Source organism: Synechococcus sp. CCAP 1479/9 (genome assembly GCF_019038535.1).
Classification (GTDB): domain Bacteria; phylum Cyanobacteriota; class Cyanobacteriia; order PCC-6307; family Cyanobiaceae; genus Cyanobium.
This window is the reverse complement of the sequence record NZ_JAFKRK010000029.1, coordinates 1-17,257: the sequence shown is the minus strand read 5'-3', so window position 1 is coordinate 17,257 and position 17,257 is coordinate 1. Positions and strand designations below refer to the sequence as shown.

Annotated in this window: 12 protein-coding genes and 1 tRNA gene; 6 read left to right on the top strand and 7 right to left on the bottom strand. The window is 70.9% G+C overall.

Annotated elements, in window-relative coordinates; genetic code table 11:
- Positions 1-17: 17 nt before the first annotated feature.
- On the bottom strand, positions 18-1,367 hold the full coding sequence (gene accC, locus KUG38_RS12720) for an acetyl-CoA carboxylase biotin carboxylase subunit (RefSeq protein ID WP_216922261.1): 1,350 nt from the start codon (positions 1,365-1,367) through the stop codon (positions 18-20).
- A gap of 159 nt (positions 1,368-1,526) precedes the next feature.
- On the opposite strand from accC, the gene KUG38_RS12715 reads away from it, so the two are divergent.
- The 3 genes from KUG38_RS12715 (at position 1,527) to msrB (ending at position 3,403) form a co-directional block, all read left to right on the top strand.
- Positions 1,527-1,608 (top strand) — tRNA-Leu (locus KUG38_RS12715).
- 41 nt (positions 1,609-1,649) lie between these two features.
- Complete coding sequence (locus tag KUG38_RS12710) at positions 1,650-2,948, top strand: glycosyltransferase family protein (RefSeq protein ID WP_216922260.1); 1,299 nt, start codon at positions 1,650-1,652, stop codon at positions 2,946-2,948.
- A 38-nt stretch (positions 2,949-2,986) separates the two neighbouring features.
- Entirely contained in the window at positions 2,987-3,403 is a 417-nt protein-coding gene (gene msrB, locus KUG38_RS12705; RefSeq protein ID WP_216922259.1) for a peptide-methionine (R)-S-oxide reductase MsrB, read from the top strand.
- 18 nt (positions 3,404-3,421) lie between these two features.
- On the opposite strand, the gene KUG38_RS12700 is transcribed toward msrB, so the two are convergent.
- Positions 3,422-4,624 (bottom strand): PRC-barrel domain-containing protein, encoded by a 1,203-nt coding sequence (locus tag KUG38_RS12700; RefSeq protein ID WP_216922257.1) that lies wholly within the window; start codon positions 4,622-4,624, stop codon positions 3,422-3,424.
- Positions 4,625-4,716: 92 nt separating this feature from the next.
- The gene (smc, locus tag KUG38_RS12695) at positions 4,717-8,325 is read right to left on the bottom strand and encodes a chromosome segregation protein SMC (RefSeq protein ID WP_216922255.1); all 3,609 of its coding nucleotides are present in this window, start codon (positions 8,323-8,325) and stop codon (positions 4,717-4,719) included.
- A 100-nt stretch (positions 8,326-8,425) separates the two neighbouring features.
- Between smc and KUG38_RS12690 the strand changes: the two genes are divergently transcribed.
- Together KUG38_RS12690 and KUG38_RS12685 are read left to right on the top strand one after the other, a co-directional pair.
- On the top strand, positions 8,426-8,902 hold the full coding sequence (locus KUG38_RS12690) for a glycine zipper domain-containing protein (protein ID WP_216922253.1): 477 nt from the start codon (positions 8,426-8,428) through the stop codon (positions 8,900-8,902).
- Positions 8,899-9,264, top strand: coding sequence for a phage holin family protein (locus tag KUG38_RS12685; protein ID WP_216922251.1), 366 nt, complete (start codon positions 8,899-8,901; stop codon positions 9,262-9,264). Before KUG38_RS12690 ends, KUG38_RS12685 begins: the two co-directional genes overlap by 4 nt.
- A gap of 12 nt (positions 9,265-9,276) precedes the next feature.
- Here the strand turns inward: KUG38_RS12685 and KUG38_RS12680 are convergent, their stop codons facing one another.
- Positions 9,277-11,265: a S8 family serine peptidase gene (locus KUG38_RS12680; protein WP_216922250.1), complete on the bottom strand. Its 1,989-nt coding sequence runs from the start codon at positions 11,263-11,265 to the stop codon at positions 9,277-9,279.
- A gap of 185 nt (positions 11,266-11,450) precedes the next feature.
- Between KUG38_RS12680 and KUG38_RS12675 the strand changes: the two genes are divergently transcribed.
- Entirely contained in the window at positions 11,451-11,939 is a 489-nt protein-coding gene (locus KUG38_RS12675) for a hypothetical protein (RefSeq protein WP_216922248.1), read from the top strand.
- Positions 11,940-11,987: 48 nt separating this feature from the next.
- On the opposite strand, the gene KUG38_RS12670 is transcribed toward KUG38_RS12675, so the two are convergent.
- The 3 genes from KUG38_RS12670 to KUG38_RS12655 all read right to left on the bottom strand — a co-directional run.
- Positions 11,988-13,634, bottom strand: a complete 1,647-nt coding sequence (locus KUG38_RS12670; protein WP_216922246.1) for an alpha-amylase — start codon at positions 13,632-13,634, stop codon at positions 11,988-11,990.
- 70 nt (positions 13,635-13,704) lie between these two features.
- Entirely contained in the window at positions 13,705-14,880 is a 1,176-nt protein-coding gene (locus KUG38_RS12665; protein WP_216922244.1) for a THUMP domain-containing class I SAM-dependent RNA methyltransferase, read from the bottom strand.
- Between the two features lie 1,221 nt (positions 14,881-16,101).
- Positions 16,102-17,257: DUF4114 domain-containing protein (locus KUG38_RS12655; RefSeq protein ID WP_353617807.1), on the bottom strand; the 1,156-nt coding region annotated here is incomplete at its 5' end.

Below are 17,257 nucleotides of genomic sequence, written 5' to 3'. Positions count from 1 at the left end.
GCTGAACGGGCGCCGGTTCAGCGGTTCAGCATCTCCTCTTCGACGAACTTGGTCCAGACCTCACCGCGCTGGAACTCCTTGCGATCCAGCAGGGCGAGGTGGAACTCGATGGTGGTGGGAATCCCCGTCACGGCACATTCCGACAGGGCCCGGCGCATGCGTCGGATCGCATGGTCCCGGTCGGTCCCCCAGACGATCAGCTTGCCGATCAGGGAGTCGTAGAAGGGGGGGATCTCGTAGCCCGTATAGACGTGGCTGTCGATGCGCACCCCCGGCCCGCCGGGGGGCAGCCAGCCGGTGATCTTGCCCGGGGCCGGCCGGAAGTTGTGGCGCGGATCCTCGGCGTTGATGCGGCACTCGATGGCGTGGCCGGTGATGTGGATCTGGTCCTGGCGGACGGAGATCGGCTCGCCGCCGGCGATGCGCAGCTGCTCGGCGATCAGGTCGATGCCCGTCACCATCTCGGTGACGGGATGCTCCACCTGGATGCGGGTGTTCATCTCCATGAAGTAGAAGGCGCCGCTCCGGTCCACCAGGAACTCGACCGTGCCGGCGCCCTCGTAGCCGATGCTGCGGGCCGCCGCCACCGCCGCCTCGCCCATGCGGCGGCGCAGGTCGGGATCGAGCCCCGGGCTGGGGGCCTCCTCCAGCAGCTTCTGGTGGCGGCGCTGGATCGAGCAGTCGCGCTCTCCCAGGTGCACCACGTTGCCGTGGCGGTCGGCCAGCACCTGCACCTCCACGTGCCGGGGCCGGTCGATGAATTTCTCCATGTAGAGGCCCGGGTTGCCGAAGGCGGCCTCCGCCTCCCCCTGGGCGGCCCGGAACAGGCCCTCGAGCTGGCTGGCCTCCGGCACCAGGCGCATGCCCCGGCCGCCGCCGCCGGCGGTGGCCTTGATCATCACCGGGTAGCCCATGGCCGCGGCGAGGGTGGCGGCTTCGGCGGGATCCTCCAGCAGCCCCTCGCTGCCGGGGATCGTGGGGACCCCCACCCGCTGCATGGTGATCTTGGCCGTCGACTTGTCGCCCATGGCCAGGATCGAGGCCGGTGAGGGGCCCACGAAGATCAGGCCGTGGTCGAGGCACTTCTCGGCGAAGTCGGCGTTCTCCGCCAGGAAGCCATAGCCGGGGTGGATGGCGTCGGCGCCGCGGGAGGTGGCGGCCGCCAGGATGTTGGGAACGTTGAGGTAGCTGCGGCTGCTGGGGGCCTCGCCCACGCAGACGGCCTCATCGGCCAGCTGCACGTGCAGGGCGTTCTTGTCCACGGTGCTGTAGACGGCCACCGTGGCGATGCCGAGCTCCCGGCAGCTGCGCAGGATGCGGAGGGCGATTTCGCCGCGGTTGGCGATCAGCAGCTTGCCGATGGGCATCCGTGCAGGTCCGGGCGAAGGGGCTGGCGGGGGTGCGGCCGTACCGGGGCGGACTGTATCAGTGCTCACCGGCACCACCCCTGCTTAGGGGTCGCCGGGGGTGGGGAAGCCTGTGCGTATATTGCTCAATCGGTGAAGGCCCCGGCCCGATCCGACCACGCGGATGTGGTGGAATTGGTAGACACGCACGTTTGAGGGGCGTGTGGCTTCGGCCTTGCGAGTTCAAGTCTCGCCATCCGCATTTCTCTTCTCCAGCCCCGTCCCCCGGAACCTGCGGTTCTCTTGACCCAGCCGTCGCCGGTCTCCGCTCCAGCCGCAGGCAGCGCGATCGTGCTGGTCAGCAACGGCCCCGGGGAGCTGAGCACCTGGGTGCGCCCGCTGGCCGAGCAGCTCCATCAGCTGCAGCCCCTGCGGCCCCGGGATCCCGCCGCCCCCTGCAGCCTGCGGCTGGTGCTGGTCCCGTGCCCCAACGCCACCGGGGCGGAGCATCGGGTGGCCCAGGAGTGGGGGCTGTTCGAGCGGGTGCTGCCGGCCTCCCGGTTCTGGTGGATGCTGCTGCGGCCGCGCCGCCACGGCCCCTGGCCCGAGCGGGGCGTGGTGGTGTTCCTCGGCGGCGACCAGTTCTGGACCGTGCTGCTCTCCGCCCGTCTGGGCTACCGCCACCTCACCTATGCCGAGTGGGTGGCCCGCTGGCCCCGCTGGAACGACCGCATCGCCGTGATGGGGCCCACCGCCGCCGGCCGCCTGGCCCCCCGCTGGCGGCAGCGGGCCACGGTGGTGGGTGACCTGATGGCGGATCTCTCGACCCTGGCCCGCCAGGACGATCCCCTCCCGCCCGGCGACTGGGTGGCCCTGCTGCCCGGCTCGAAGCGGGCCAAGCTGCTGGTGGGGGTGCCCTTCCTGCTCGAGACCGCCGACCGGCTGGCGGCCCTGCGGCCCGGCTGCCGCTTCCTGCTGCCGGTGGCCCCCACCACCTCGGTGCGGGAACTGCTGGCCTATGGCGGCCCCTCCAACCCGCTCAACCGCCACCAGGGAGCCGGTGAGCCCCAGCTCCAGGGCGACGAGATCGTCACGGCGGCCGGCACCCGCATCCTGGTGCTGGAGCGCCATCCCGCCCATGCCGCCCTGAGTCAGTGCGCCCTGGCGCTCACCACGGTGGGGGCCAACACGGCCGAGCTGGGGGCCCTGGCCGTGCCGATGATTGTGCTGGTGCCCACCCAGCACCTGGCGGTGATGCAGGCCTGGGACGGCTGGATGGGGCTGGTGGCCCGGCTGCCCCTGCTGCGGCGCCTGGTGGGGGTGGCCCTCACCGCCTGGCGGATGCGCCACCGCGGCTTCCTGGCCTGGCCCAACATCTCCGCCGGCCGCGCCGTGGTGCCGGAGCGGGTGGGGCCGATCGAACCGGCCCAGATCGCCGCCGAGGCCGCCGACTGGCTGGAACATCCCGAGCGCCTGGCGGCCATGGCCGACGACCTGCGCAGCCTGCGGGGCCAGCCGGGCGCCGTGGCGGCGGTGGCGGCCATGGTGCGGGGCTTGCTGCCGCCGCCGGAGCGCTCCGGGGTGCCGGTGCGATCTGGATAGGATTCAGCTCACCATGGCCCCATGCGGGGCTCGCCACCATGCAGCCGAGCGATTCCACCACCTCAGCCAGCACCGTCCCCGCCGATGCCGACTGGCGCTCCAAGCTGACGCCCGAGCAGTACCGGGTGGCCCGCGAGGGGGGCACCGAGCGGGCCTTCACCGGCGCCTACTGGAACAACAAGGCCACCGGGATGTACCACTGCGTCTGCTGCGGCAGCGAGCTGTTCAGTTCCGCCAGCAAGTTCGATTCCGGCACCGGCTGGCCCAGCTTCTGGCAGGGGGTGAGCGACGGAGCGATCACCACCCACACTGACCGCTCCCATGGCATGGAGCGCACCGAGATCCGCTGCGCCACCTGCGACGCCCACCTCGGCCACGTCTTCAACGACGGGCCCACCCCCAGCGGCCTGCGCTACTGCGTCAATTCGGCGTCGCTGCAGTTCAACGAGGGCTGAGGCCGGGCGGCCTCCCGCTCACCAGGGGTCGTCGAGGATCTCGGGCTCCACATCCACCGGCTCCTTGGCGCGGGGGGCCTCCCGGGGTGGTGCTTCTTCGGGGGGGGCGTAGGGGTCCCGCTGGGGCTCCCGTCCCCGGGGGGGCTCAGGACGATCCCGTTCCGGCTCGTAAGCGCGCTCGGGACGGTAGCGCTCCTCGGGGTATCGGTCTTCTGGTAAGCGATCTTCGGCGTAGCGGTTTTCGCTATAGCGCTCTTCGGGATAGCGCTCCTCGCCGTAGCGCGGGGGCGGGTTGCGGTCGGGCGTGCGGTCAGGAACGCGGTCGTCGTAGCGGTCCGGCGTCAGCCGCTCCCGCCGCTCGCTCTCGCGCCCGTAGGCCTCGGCCGGGCGGGCTTCGGGGCGCTGGCGCGGCTCGGGCAGGTCGTCGTCGAGGTAGCGGCGCTGGCGCAGGGGCTCGCGCTCGCGCCGTTCCTCCAGCTCCACGTACTCCAGCTCCTCGCTGGGCTGGAAACTGCGGCTGGCGGCCGGCTGGATGCGCCGCTGCTCCTGGACTGTGGGTTGGCCGGCGGGCAGTTGGTTCTCGGCGGGAACGGCCCCGGAGCGGAAGCGATCCCGCTCCTCCTGCTCCCAGCTGGCGCCGCCGATGCCGAGCTTCTCCAGCAGGCCGGTGCCCAGCTGCTTGAGCTTCTCCTCGGCTCCCTCGTAGACGATGATCCGGTCCGGTCCGCTGCTGACGACCTCGCCCACCGGCATCTCCCAGGTGCTCAGCACCCCTTCCCCCAGCAGGGGGACGCCGAGGGCCCCGATCACCAGGGTGGTGAGCTCACCGGTTTCGATGTCGAAGCTGAAGCCGAGCACGCGGCCGAGCTGTTCGCCGGACTCGGTGATCACCTGGCAGTTGATGACCTTGCTGTAGCGCTCGGGATTGAACCCCTCAGCCAGGGAGTCGGCTGAATCCACCAGGATCACGTCACCCACCTGGCGGATGCGGTCCAGCGGCATCCAGCGGGGCAGGCCCGGCAGGAAACGGGTGAGGGGGTTGTCCCGCAGGCCGAGGGCGATCACCTCACGCCGGTCGATGTCGACCACCACCTCGCCGACGACGCCCAGGCGGCGGCCGGTGTCCCGGGTGATGACCTGCGTGCCCATCAGTTCGGAGCGCAGCCAGAGGCGGTCGCTGGGGGCGGCGGGCTCGGTGGAGGGGGGAATCGGGGAGGTCAAATCCGGAGATCGGGGCTGGACGGCAGGGGGAACGGGAGCGACTTCACGGCCTGGAACAGCCTGGTCGGCCCATTGTGGCCCACGCGGTCGGCTCAGGCCGCCGGCGGCAAACCGACCACCTGGGTATGGGAGCCGCGGGCCTGGGTGACACCGATGGTGCGGGTGGCCGCGGCGATCATCGGCCGGCGGTGACTGACGACCATGAACTGGGCCTGGTGCGCCTGGGCGGCGATCAGGGCCGCCAGCCGCTCGACGTTCACCCCGTCCAGGAAGCTGTCCACCTCATCGAGGGCATAGAAGGGCGAGGGGCGGAAGCGCTGCAGGGCGAACAGGAAGCTGAGGGCGGTCAGGGATTTCTCACCACCCGACATCGAAGCCAGTCGCCGCACCGCCTTGCCCTTGGGGTGGGCCACCAGGGTCAGGCCGCCCTCCAGGGGCTGCTCGGGGTTCTCCAGCTGCAGGTGGCCCTCACCGTCGGAGAGGCCGGCGAAGATCGTCTGGAAATGGCCGTCGACGGCCCGGAAGGCCTCCATGAAGGCCTCCTGGCGCAGGGTGGCCACGGTCTCGATCCGCAGCAGCAGTTCCTCCCGCTCCTTGCTGAGCACCTCCAGGCGGTCGTCCAGGTCGGCCAGCCGCTGCTCCAGCTGCTCCAGCTCCTCGAGGGCGAGCATGTTGACCGGCTCGAGCGCCTCCATGCGCTGCTGCAGGCTGCGCAGACTCTGCTGCAGCGCCTCCAGGCCGGCCTCGCGCACCTCCTCGGGCAGCCCGGGACGGGGGTCGGGCAGCTCCCGTTCCATCTGGGCCAGCCGCAGGCCGTGGCTGCGCTGCTCTTCGGCCAGGGCCAGCCGCTCCTCCTGGCGCCGCTGCAGCTCCCACTGGCGCTGCTGCAGGGCCTGGCGCCGGCCGGCCAGGTGGGCTTCGGCCCCGTCGCGGGCGCGGCGCCGTTCGCCGAAGCGGGTCTGCAGCTCGCTCTGCTGGCGCTCCAGCAGGGTGCGGCGCTCCTGCTCCGCCTGCTGGCGTTCCTTCCAGTGCTGGCGTTCGGCCACCAGGGCCTGCACCGCCTCCACCAGCCGCCGTTCCTCCCCGGCGAGGGCCTCCAGCTGGCTGCCCAGCCGCTCCGCCCCCAGGGCCCGGTCGCGCCGTTCCGCCTCCAGTTCGTCCCGCTGGCGTCGGGCCTCCACCAGGGCCTGGTCGGCCCGCTCCAGCTCACCCTGGAGCCCCTGCCAGCGGGCACTGTCGTCGTTGCCGCTGGCGGCGCGCTCGGCCTGCTCCAGTTCCGCCAGGGCCTGGCGCAGGGGCGGCAGGGTCTGCTCGAGCACCCCCATCCGGCCGCGGTCGGCCTGGTGGGCCTCCTGCAGTTGCCGCCGCCGGCCGGCCACCTGGTCGCGGCGCTGCTGCCGCGGGGCCAGGGTGCGCTCGGCGGCGCCTCGTTCGGCCTGGAGGGCGGCCTGGCGCTGCTGGAGCTCCAGCAGGCCCGGCCGGGCCTCCTCCAGGCTCCGTCCCAGCTCGGCTTCGCGGCGGCGGCAGGCCAGCAGGCTTTCCCCCAGCTCCAGCAGCCGCTGCCGCAGCGGCTCGGCCTCATCGCCGTCGCCGCTGCGGCCGAAGCCCAGCTGGCCCGAGCGCTGCTGCAGGCTGCCGCCGGTCATGGCGCCGCTCTTCTCCAGCAGTTCCCCTTCGAGCGTCACGGCCCGGCAGCGGCCCAGTTCCCGGCGGGCGTCGGCGAGGGTGGCGAACACCAGCGTGTCGCCGAAGACGTAGCGGAAGACATCGGCGTAGACGGGCTCGTGGCGGATCAGATCCACCGCCCGCCCCACCAGCCCGCTGGCACCGCCACTGCCGCCGGCGCTGCCCCGCTGCAGGGCCGCCCCTCCCGCGCCGCCACTGCCGCCCCGGATGCGGTTGAGGGGCAGGAAGGTGAGGCGGCCGGCACGGCGGCTCTTGAGCAGCTCGATCGCCCGGGCGGCGATGCGGTCGTCCTCCACCACCACCTGGGCCAGGCGCCCCCCCGCCGCCACCTCCAGGGCCACCCGCAGCCGCTCCTCCACTTCACCCAACTGGGCCACCGAGCCGTGGATCCCCTCCAGCCCCGCCTCCAGCAGCAGGCGCAGGGCGCCGGTGCCGCGGCTCTCCTGCAGGGTCTCGCGGCGGCTATCGAGGCGGGCGATGTCCCGCTCCAGGCTGGTCTGCTCCTGCTCCAGCCGCACGCGGGTGCGCTGCTGCAGCGCCACGGCCTCGGCCAGCTCCCGGGCCTGCTCCTGGCGTTCCTCCAGGACGGCCCGCAGGCTGCGCTCCTGCTCCGCCAGGGCCGCCAGGGCGGCGGCGGCCTCCCCATGGGCCGCGTCCTCCTGGAGCTCCTCACCGCCCAGTTCCTCGAGCCGTTCACCCGCCTGTCGCAGCCGTTCCTCCAGCTGCTGGCGTTCGGCCAGCAGGGGGGCGAGCCGCTCCTGCAGCTCCTGGCGCCGGCGGCTGCGCTCCTGCTGCTCCTCCAGCCAGCTGCCGGAACGTCCGGCCACCTCCCCGAGGCGACGCCGGGAGAGCTCCACCGCCGCTTCGGCGTCGCGGCAGAGGGCCTCGGCGCGGTCGATGGCGCCGTCGTCGGCCCGCTCACCGAGGGCCTGCTGCTGCCGGCGCAGCTCCGCCTGGTTCTGCTGCAGCTGCTGGCGGCGGCGCTGCAGCTCCTCGGCCTGCTGGCCATGGAGCTCCGCCTGGCGGGCCAGCTCACGGCCACTGGTCTCGAGGCCGGCCAGTTCGGCCTGCACCGCCAGCAGCTGGTCTTCGCCCAGGGTCTTCACCTCCGCCTGCAGCTGCTCGAGGGCGGCGGCGGCGGCGACCACCTCGGCTTCGCCGGCGACGATCGCCTCCCGCTCCTGCTCCTGCTGGCGGTCGAGGCTTTCCAGGCGACCGGCCAGGGCCAGGCCGTGGGTGCGGGCCTCCTCCCAGGCCAGCACCTGCTCGTGCAGGCGCCCCTGGTGCAGGCGCTCCCGCAGCTCCTGGTAGGTGCGCGCCTTGGCGCAGTCGCGTTCGAGCTTCTGGCGGGCCGCCAGCAGTTCCTGCTCGACGATGCGGCAGCGCTCCTGCCGTTCGACCACCTCGTCGAGCTTGCCCCGGCTCTGCTCGATGCGGGAGTCGAACAGGGCCACGCCGGCCAGCTCATCGATGATGCCGCGCCGGTCGCGGGCGCTCATCGAGACGATGCGGGTGACGTCGCCCTGCATGACGACGTTGCTGCCCTCCGGGTCGACCCGCAGGCGTCGCAGCTGGGTCTGCAGCTGCTGCAGGTTGCAGGGCACCCCATCGGCGCTGAAGCTGCTGCTGTAGGTGCCGCCGGGGGCCACCCGCAGCCGCCGGGTGACGCTCCATTCCCGCTGGCCCCGCTGCAGCCAGGGGCCCTGTTCGGGGACGTCGAGCCCCTCCTCGGCCGTATCCGGCTGCCAGTCGCCCAGGTCAAAGCGCACGGTGACGCTGGTTTCGGCGGCCTTCCCCTCGCGCAGCACGGCGCTGTTGATCAGGTCGGGGAGCCGCTCGGCCCGCATCCCGCGGCTGGTGGCCAGGCCGAGGCAGAAGAGCACCGCGTCAAGGATGTTGCTCTTGCCGGAGCCGTTCGGGCCCGTCACCACCGTGAAACCCTCCTCCAGCGGGATGGTCATCGACCCGCCGAAGGACTTGAAGTGGGTGAGCTCGACCTGATTGATGTGAACCAACAGGCCCGTGCGCCGAGCAGGCCGAATTTAACCGAGGTGCTGACGATCACAAGCCCTTCTTCCTACGGTGATGCCGTGCAGCCGTCGCACGGAGCGCCCCATGGAAACGGACACCACCCCTGTCGACTCCCCGGCGGCCCCCGCCCCGGGCCCGGCGCCCGCCGGCAGCGGCGAGGCCCAGCAGGCGCAGAACCTGTTCCGCGAACGCTTCGAGAGCCTGCTGCCCAGCATCCAGAAGGAGTGGCCCGAGGTGGCTCGCCACACCCTGGAGGCCACCCGGGGCAGCTTCGACCACGTGGTGGAAGTGATCAGCCGTCAGAGCGGGCTCACCACCGCCGGCGTCAAGCAGCAACTGCTCGATCTGGTCAACGTCACCGGTGAGCAGGCGGGCCACGTGGTGGATTCGCTGCGGCCCCTGGAGGAGCAGCTGGAGCACCTGCTCGACGAGCTCAACACCACCCTGCGGCCCCGGATCGAGAAGCCGGTGCGGGAGCGGCCCCTGATGGCCCTCGGCATCGCCGCCGGCGTGGGGCTGCTGGTGGGGCTGCTGCTGTCGTCGGGTCGGCGTTCGGCATGACGGGTCCGAACTTCAGCCGGGTCACGGCCCTGATCAGCTCGGTGATGGACCTGCACGTCCGCATCGCCCTGCAGGAGGCGGATAAGGAAAAGCGGCGCCTGGTGGGCGGCGGGGTGATGCTCGGCATGGGCCTCACCCTGATGACCCTGGCGCTGGTGGCGGCCGAGCTGGTGCTGCTGCTCTGGATCCGCGAGGCCTTCAGCCTCAGCTGGCTGCAGGCCGCGGCGGCCGTGGCCGCCATCGACCTGGTGCTGGCCGGGATCAGCCTGCGCATCGGCGGCCAGATGCTCAAGGGCCCCTACCTGCCGGAGACCACCGCCGGCCTGATGCGCACCACCCGGGCCCTCACCGGCAAGTTCTGAGGCCGGCCAGGTTCAGAAGCCCATCTCCAGCCGCAGGCTGCGCAGGGTGCCCCTGTCGGACCGGGCGGTGTCGGACACCTCCAGGGTCCAGGTGCCACTGGGGTCCTTGCCCTTCAACGCCGCCAGGGCGGGGGCATTCACCGCGTCGTAGGTGACCTTGAGGTTGTCGGTGCCGCCGCCGGAGCGGTCGTGCAGAAGCACGGGGGCGGCCCCGAGGGCGGCGGGCGGCAGCAGCCGCACCACCAGATCGCCGATGTAGGTGTGGTCGAGATCCACCGCCACCCGGATCGACTGCAGCGGGCCCGGGGCGGCCACCGGCAGGGTGAGGGTGGCGGTCTGGAAGTCGTTGATCGGCACGTCCTGCACCGCCTGGAACACCAGGGCCGCCGCCGGCTGGGGCGGGCGGGCCAGCTCCACCGCCTTGCGGGCACTCACCCGTCCGTAGCCGTAGAAGGGGCTGCGGCCGCTGGCGTCGTAGTTGCCGCCCGTGGGGTCGATGCGCACGCAGGCCTGCCGCAGGATCTCCCGCACCTGGTCCCAGCGCAGGGCGGGATTGCGGGCCAGCACCAGGGCCGCCACCCCGGCCACGCCGGGGCAGGCGCTGGAGGTGCCGCCGAAGGAATTGGTGTAGTGGCCCGGCGTGTCCCCTTTCTGGGGACTGCCCTGGTTGTAGCCCGCCACCCCGGAGCGGTCGGTGGTCCAGATGCCGGGGGTGAGGGAGGGGCGGCCGTCGCTGCTGGGGAAGCTGCACCACACGGCCCGGCCGAAGTCGCTGTAGGCGCTGCGCTTCGAGAGGTCGTTGCAGGCCGCCACGGCGATCACATTGCCGTAGCTGGCATAGCCGTCGTTGTCGACGCTCTCGTTGCCGTTGCCGGCCGCGAACAGGACCACGCAGCCCTTGCTGCCGCGGCCCTGGGTGGTGGCGAAGTCGATCGCCAGGCGGGTGGAATCGGGCAGGGGCACCACCTGGCGGTGGGCCGGGTCGTTCGGGTCCCACCAGGCCCCGTCCGGCGGGCCCCAGCTGCAGGAGATCACATCGGCGCCGTTGCGGGCCGCCCACACGAAGGCGTCGGCCTCCGCCTGGGAGCCCAGGCCGGAGGCCAGCCGGATCGGGATCAGCCGGGCGCCGGGGGCGACGCCTGTGGCGCCGAACTGGCCGTTGGCGCAGGCCACCCCGGCGCAGGCCGTGCCGTGGTCGTCGCCGCGGCCGGGGCGGGGGTCGCCGCTCTGGCGGGTCACATCCCGCGGGGCGACGATCTTGCCGGAGGAGCGGAACTCCTCGTGGTCGAGGTCGAAGCCGTCGTCCACCACGGCGATGATCGCCCCGGTGCCGTCGCTGAGGGCCCAGGCCGCCTCCACCTCGGCGTGGGCATCAACGAGCCGGCCGTTGACGGCGGTGGCTTTCAGATGCCACTCGGGCGGGAAGGCCTGGCGGCGCTGGCGGCTGGGGCTCACCAGTTCCGGATGGCACAGGGCGACGCTCTCCTCGCCCAGCAGGGTCTCGGCGACCTGGAACACCGCCAGCCCGCTGTTGCCTGGAGCGGCCACGAAATAGGCGTTGCGGGCATAGCTGAGGCCACGCTTGATGGCGAGGCCCAGGCGTTGCAGCAGGTCCTCGCAGGCCTCGGGCTCGGCGTCGTCGTCGAACTTGACGAACAGATTCTCCGTGTAGACCACGGGCCGGCCTTGGCCATCCACCAGAACGCGGCCGGCGAAGTCGATGCCGGGCTCCGCCTTGAGCAGGCTGCGGGCGGCATCGCGCAGGGCCCCATCGGCCTGGGGGGCCCGGGTGCTCAACAATTCGACCCCCGCTTCGCGGAAGCGCGTCAGGCACTCGAACTGGGCGAGGATCCGGTGCGCCTCGGCGCTGACCGGCGCCACTTCGAAGGGCCGCTCCGGCATCACCGCCTGGCGGTTGAGGGTGCGGACGACGAGGTGATTGTCGCTGACATCGAGGGCGTAAGGGGCCGCATCTTTGCCGCCATAGCGAACCTGAACCATCGCGGTGTCATCGCTGCGGCGATCACTCTCCGCGCATCAGCTGGCGAATTCAAGCCGGCGGAACAGGACGTGATCTGCCGACACAGGCCGGGGGATTCTTCACCCTTCTTCAGAGGTGAGACCCCCCTGGCGCTGATCGGTGGCTGGATAGCGTGGAGGAGCAGCGGAGCGGCCGCCAGGTGACCATGGGCCCCGCGACGTCCTTCGACGATTTCCCCCGGCAGATCCTCGTCGGCGTGGAGCGGCCGGTGGTGTTCGAGCAGAAACCCGGCTGGTACGCCCTGCACGGGGAGCCCCTGCCGGCAGCCGAGGCGGTGCTGCTGTTCGAACCCGAAGCCATCGCCGTGCTGCCCGGAGTCCCGGCCGTCCCCTTGGCGGCGGGCCAGTCGCTCAGCCCGGTCTATGCCCAGCCCGGCAGTGGCGCGCTGGCCGTGCCCACCGGCCAGCTGTTCATCCGCTTCCGGCCCGGGGAGTCGGCGCTGGCCCACCGCGCCGCCCTGGAGCAGGCGGGCTGCCGCATCGCCGCGGCCCCCGACCATGCCCCCGAGGCCGCCTGGCTGCGGGCCCGCAGTGGCCGCGTGGCCGATGCCCTGGGGTGTGTGGCGCGGCTGCGGCAGCTGGAGGGGGTGGCAAGCGTCGAGCCCCAGCTGCTGATGGGACGGGTGCTGCGGTAGCCGCCGGCCCCCCCCCAGCCCGCCCTGGGCAGGCCAGACCCCCTGGGGTCAGAGGGCCACTCCCATCGCCGCCAGCGCCGCCTCCTCCACCCACACCGACACCGAGCCCCCCGGGCAGTGCCATTCCGCCCAGCCGTCGCCGTTGGTGGTGATCGGCGTCCGGATGTGCCCGGTCAGGTCGCGGAAGGTGGTGTGGCGCTTGCCCACCTCCATCCACTTGTGGCCGGCGGGCCCATCGCTCATCAGCACCGCCATGGCCCGGGGGTGGCCCGGGGTGCCCAGGCGTGTCCAGCCGATGGTGTTGTCGTGGTCGAGGTAGTCGTACTGGGGCCCGTAGGCGCAGTGGCCGCGGGCCAGCAGGAAGCGGTCGATCAGGAAGCGGTGGCTGGGAAGCACGATCCGGTACTCCTGGCCGTCTTTCCTGTCGGTGTACTCGGCGCCGTAGTAATCGGCACCGAAGATGCAGGGATAGCCCTGGTCACGCAGCAGGATCACGGCGTAGGCGAGGGGTTTGAACCAGGCCTCCACCACCGATTCCAGGGCCTGCAGCGGCTGGGTGTCGTGGTTGTCCACCAGGGTCACCGCCAGCAGGGGCAGCTGCTGCATCAGGGTGCCGTCGAGCAGCCGGCGCATGTCGTAGTTGCCTCCGCTGCGGCTGGCCTGGTGGAAGTTCATGTGCAGCGGCGCATCGAACAGGCTCATGTGGCCGCCGGTGTTGGCCGCGTACCAGTGCAGGCTTTCGATGTTGTAGGTCCAGTACTCACCCACCACGAACAGATCACGCTGGGCGTGGGTCTCCAGGTCGCTGATCCAGTCGAGGAAGAAATCGCTGGCGATGTGCTTGATCGCATCCAGCCGGAAGCCGTCCGCCCCCACGTGGTCGAGGCTCCAGCGGCCCCAGTGCTTGAGCTCACCGCGCACCTCCGGATGGTTCACGTTGAGGTCACTGCCCATCAGGTAGTCGTAGTTGCCCTTCTCCAGATCGACGTTGCCCTCGAAGCCGGCGCCCTGGGTGCGCCAGACGGCCCGGAACCCCGGATCGAGCGTGTTGTGATCCACCGCGTCGAAGTGGTGCCAGTGCCACTGCATCGACGAATAGCGGTCGCCGCGGCCGTCGAAGCGGAAGCGGGTCCAGGCGCTGATCGTGCGTTCGTCCCCCAGGGGCCGGTTGCGGTCGCCGGGGTCGTAGGGGGTGGCCCGGTACTGCTCCTGCTCGTCGGCGTTCAGCTTGTGGTTGAACACCACATCGGCGTACACCTGCATCCCGGCGGCGTGGCAGGCCTCGATGGCCTCCAGATACTCCTGCTTGGTGCCGTACTTGGTGCGCACCGTGCCCTTCTGGTCGAATTCACCCAGGTCGAACAGGTCGTAGGTGCCGTAGCCCACGTCCCACACGCTGCCCCCCTTGCCCGCCGGCGGCAGCCACAGGGCGGTGATGCCCGCCCTGGCCAGGGCCGGTGCCTCCTGGCGCAGCCGCCGCCAGTGGCCGCCGTCGCCGTCGCTGTACCAGTGGAACCACTGCATCAGCGTGCCGTTGAACTCCGTCGGCGCCGCCAGCTTGCGGGCGCTGATCTCGGCTTCGTGGCTGGCCAGCCACTCCTGCACGAGGGCCATCGTGGCCTGGCCGGTGTCGAGGGCCGGATCCTTCTCCACGGCCAGCACGTCCTGCTTGAGGGCTTCAAAGAGTGAGGCCATGGCTCTGGCGGTGGCGGAGGCAGGACCCACCGCTAGCAGCGCTGCTGAGGCAACGGGGCCCGCGTGCGCTTCAGCGGATGTCGTAGCGGATCCAGCGGCAGTCGATGCCGCCGTTGCTCACCGGCACCCGGCGGCTGGCCTTCATGCGCAGGGCGCCGGTGAGCGCGGGGTTGCCGCTCAGCAGCCACAGGGTCCAGCCGCTGCAGCGCTCCTTCACCATCCGACCCAGGTCGCCGTAGAGCGCCTCCAGGTCGTCGTCCGCTCCGAGCCGGTCCCCGTAGGGCGGGTTGCACACCAGTACCCCGGGGGATTCCGGGGGGCGGAAATCGCGGCAGTCCCCCTCCTGCAGCTCGACCCAGTCGGCCACACCCGCCGCCGCCGCGTTGCTGCGGGCCATGGCCAGCACCGCCGGATCCCGCTCCATGCCCACCACGGCCGCCAGGGGCGCCCCATCGGGGAGGCTGGTGCGGGCCAGGTCCTGGGCGGCCTGCCGCTCCCGCTGCCAGAGGGCGGCATCGAAATCGGGCCAGCGCTCCAGGCTGAAGCTGCGCTCCAGGCCGGGGGCGCGGCCGAGGGCGTGGCAGGCGGCCTCGATCAGCAGGGTGCCTGAGCCGCAGAAGGGATCGGCCAGGGGCACCGTCCCGTCCCAGCCGGTGTGGGCGATCAGGCCGGCGGCCAGGTTCTCCTTGAGGGGGGCCAGGCCCATGGCGGCCCGGTAGCCGCGCCGGTGCAGGCTGGCGCCGCCGCCATCGAGGCTCAGGACCGCCTCGGGGCCGCTGCCGCCGGGCCGGCCTGGGCTGAGGTGCAGGTGCAGCACCAGGTCGGGATCGTCCAGGTCCACCGAGGAACGCGACCCCCACGCCTGGCGCTGGCGGTCGACCAGGGCGTTCTTGACCTGCAGGGCGCTGTAGTGGCTGTGGGTGAGGCCGGGCACGCTGCCACTGGCCTCCACCCGGAAGCTCAGCTGGGGCGGCAGCCAGCGCTCCCAGTCGGCGGCGTGCTGCACGCCGTCGTACAGCTCCTCGCGGCCGCGGCAGGGGAAGCGGGCCAGCTGGCGCAGGAAGCGGAACGGCAGCCGGGCCTGCAGGTGCAGGCGGTAGAAGGTGGCCGCATCGGCCCGCAGGCCCACGGCGCGCCGCAGGGGGCGCACCTCATGGGCGCCCAGGGCCGTCAGTTCCGCCGCCGCCGGCTCCTCCAGCCCCGGGGGAACCACGGCGATGACGTCGAAATGGGAGGGGGTGGACATCCCCCCATGCTGCTTGCCGGCCGGCGCCCCGAAGGTGGCAGGATGAACAGGCTCGTCTTCGGACGAACTAGGTGGTCCACACCAGTGTCTCGGACAGCGGTTCGATTCCGCTCAGCTCCATTCCCCCGACGCACCGCCCCGCAGGCGGTGCGTCATCCCGGGGCTGCAATGGTTTCGACGGGGCATGAGGAGGGTGACTGAAGCCTGCTCGGTAAGAGCGAACCCGTAACAGCGAACAACATCGTTCGTTTCTCCCGTCAAGCCGCCCCTGTGGCTGCCTGACACTCTTAACGGAGACGGGGTGAGGTCAGCCTTGTCACCCAAATGACCCATGGGGCCTGGAAGGGCCCTTTTTAGTAGGTAGATCAAGGGTTTTCAGAGTTTCAGTTTTCGTTCCTCAGGCGACCGCGGAAAATGCGCGGAAAGTCAATAGCAAGCGACTCTGTGGGTGGCGCCGAGGACGCTGTAGGCACTAGGGGGAGTCTTTAGTTGTATGGCTGGAGCGGCGCCACAGCTCAGCCATCAAATCAGGCCTGGTTGGGGCCAATGACCAGAGGTGCAAGGTTGGGCGGGCTCAGGCCTCGCACTTCTTTAAGGAACATTGAAGCCCATGAGCAAGCGGTTGAGGATGCACTCTCCCTCAGGATCCTGGAGGATGTTGCCGGTCAGAGCCTCCCAGCGATCAGCGCAAGGCGTTTTGAGGCCGGTTGCACCACCCGCAGCGGTAAAGCCCTAAGCCCCACCCAGGCGAAGCTGCTGCTGGCTCGAATCCATGAGTCACTCCTTGCAGAACAATGGACTGAAGTGGCGCGTGTTCTCCCTACCCCATCCGATCGGTAGAGCCATCCTGACGCTTCAAGTCGTCATCACCGAGAGGGAAGAGGAAGTCATCCTTTAGTGACCAGACTTGATCGTTGGGTGGTAGGGCAGCGCAGGATTGGCAATCTGGCTGATAAGCCCAGTGATCGGAACGCCAGCGAGTGCCAGAGAGGCCTCAGCCTCAGTCAAGACAGACCAGGTGGACCCTTGGCGCCGCCCTGGGTCATTCCTGGTCTGTCTGGAGATCAGGTGGTTGCCGGTAAAAGCACCGGTGTCGGGATGTCATCATCGAACGGATGCAACTTCCAGGGGGTGAGACTTCACCTGGAATCCCGTTCCGGTGGATCCACTGTTTGGCCCCTCCGGATGTCTTCGGGGGGTGGCTGTCTGGTCGAGCGACCCTCAGAGGCTGTTGACCCGGAGGATGAGATCGTCGAAGTCGGCGTCACCGCCACCGCTCAGGTCCTCGAAACCGAAGGTGTTGCTGCCGAGCAGGCGGATGTGGCCGAAGTTGTCTGCATTCCTGGAGGCACCCGCCACGAAGGTCTGCTTGGTGTTGGCCACCTGAATGAAGGGAAGCAGCACGTAGTCGTCGGGGTTGAGGGATTGGCCGAGGGTCACCGAAGCGCTGAGGCTGGCCACGGTGTTGTTGGGGGTCGTTCCGGTCCAGAGCGCGTTGGCCACCGCCGCTCGGCGGTAGTTCACTTCGCTTCCGGCCCAGCTGCCGCCACTGGCCACGGCCCCGGTGAGGGGGTCGATCACATCGCCGGTGCTGCGCTTGGAGAGGTAGAGCCCCAGCGTGCCGTTGTAGGCGGCTTCACGGAAGATCTCCACTTCCAGGGTGAGCTGGTTGGTGAGGCCGGTGAGGTCCAGTCCGATGAGTTCTTCCCCACCGACGGCGAAGCTGGTGTTGTAGACCTCGGGCTGCGATGCCCCAGGGGTGAGGCTGGCTGTGATGTTGAAGCCACCGCCAGCCAGTACGAACCCGCTCTGGGCGGAACCGGAAAGGGTCAGGGGAGTGGTGGCACCGCTCGAGAGGTTGGTGAGGAAGAATTCCGCCCTGCCATTGAGTTGGCCGTCACCGAGCACACCAGGCTGGGTGTCGGCATCGAATCCGGCAGGCAGCCCGGAGGCCTGTCCGATGGCGGTGGCGAGGGTCTGGGTCGCGGGGATCGGCTGGCCCTGGGCGTCGAAGAAGCGGGCCTGAAGCGCGACAGCCGCCGGCTGGTTGCTGCCGAAATCGAAGCGGAAGGCGCTGGGATTGGCGATCAGGTCGGTGCCGAGGGTGAGTCTCGGGGTCTGGTTCGCCTCCACGGTGACGGTGTTGTCGGTGCTTGTCGAGGCGAGGCTGGCGTTGCCGGCAGCGTCGGTGGCGACCCCGGCGGCGATCGAGGCGGCCACCGTGCCGGGTCCGGTCATGCCGGTCACCGTGACGGTGTAGTTGGCGCCGGAGCCGCTGACGGTGGCGGTGGTCGCGCCGGCGGTACCGGAGAGCGTCACGTCGCCGGTCTGAAAGCCGGTGACCACCTCGCTGAAGACGACGTCAAAGAGGATGCTG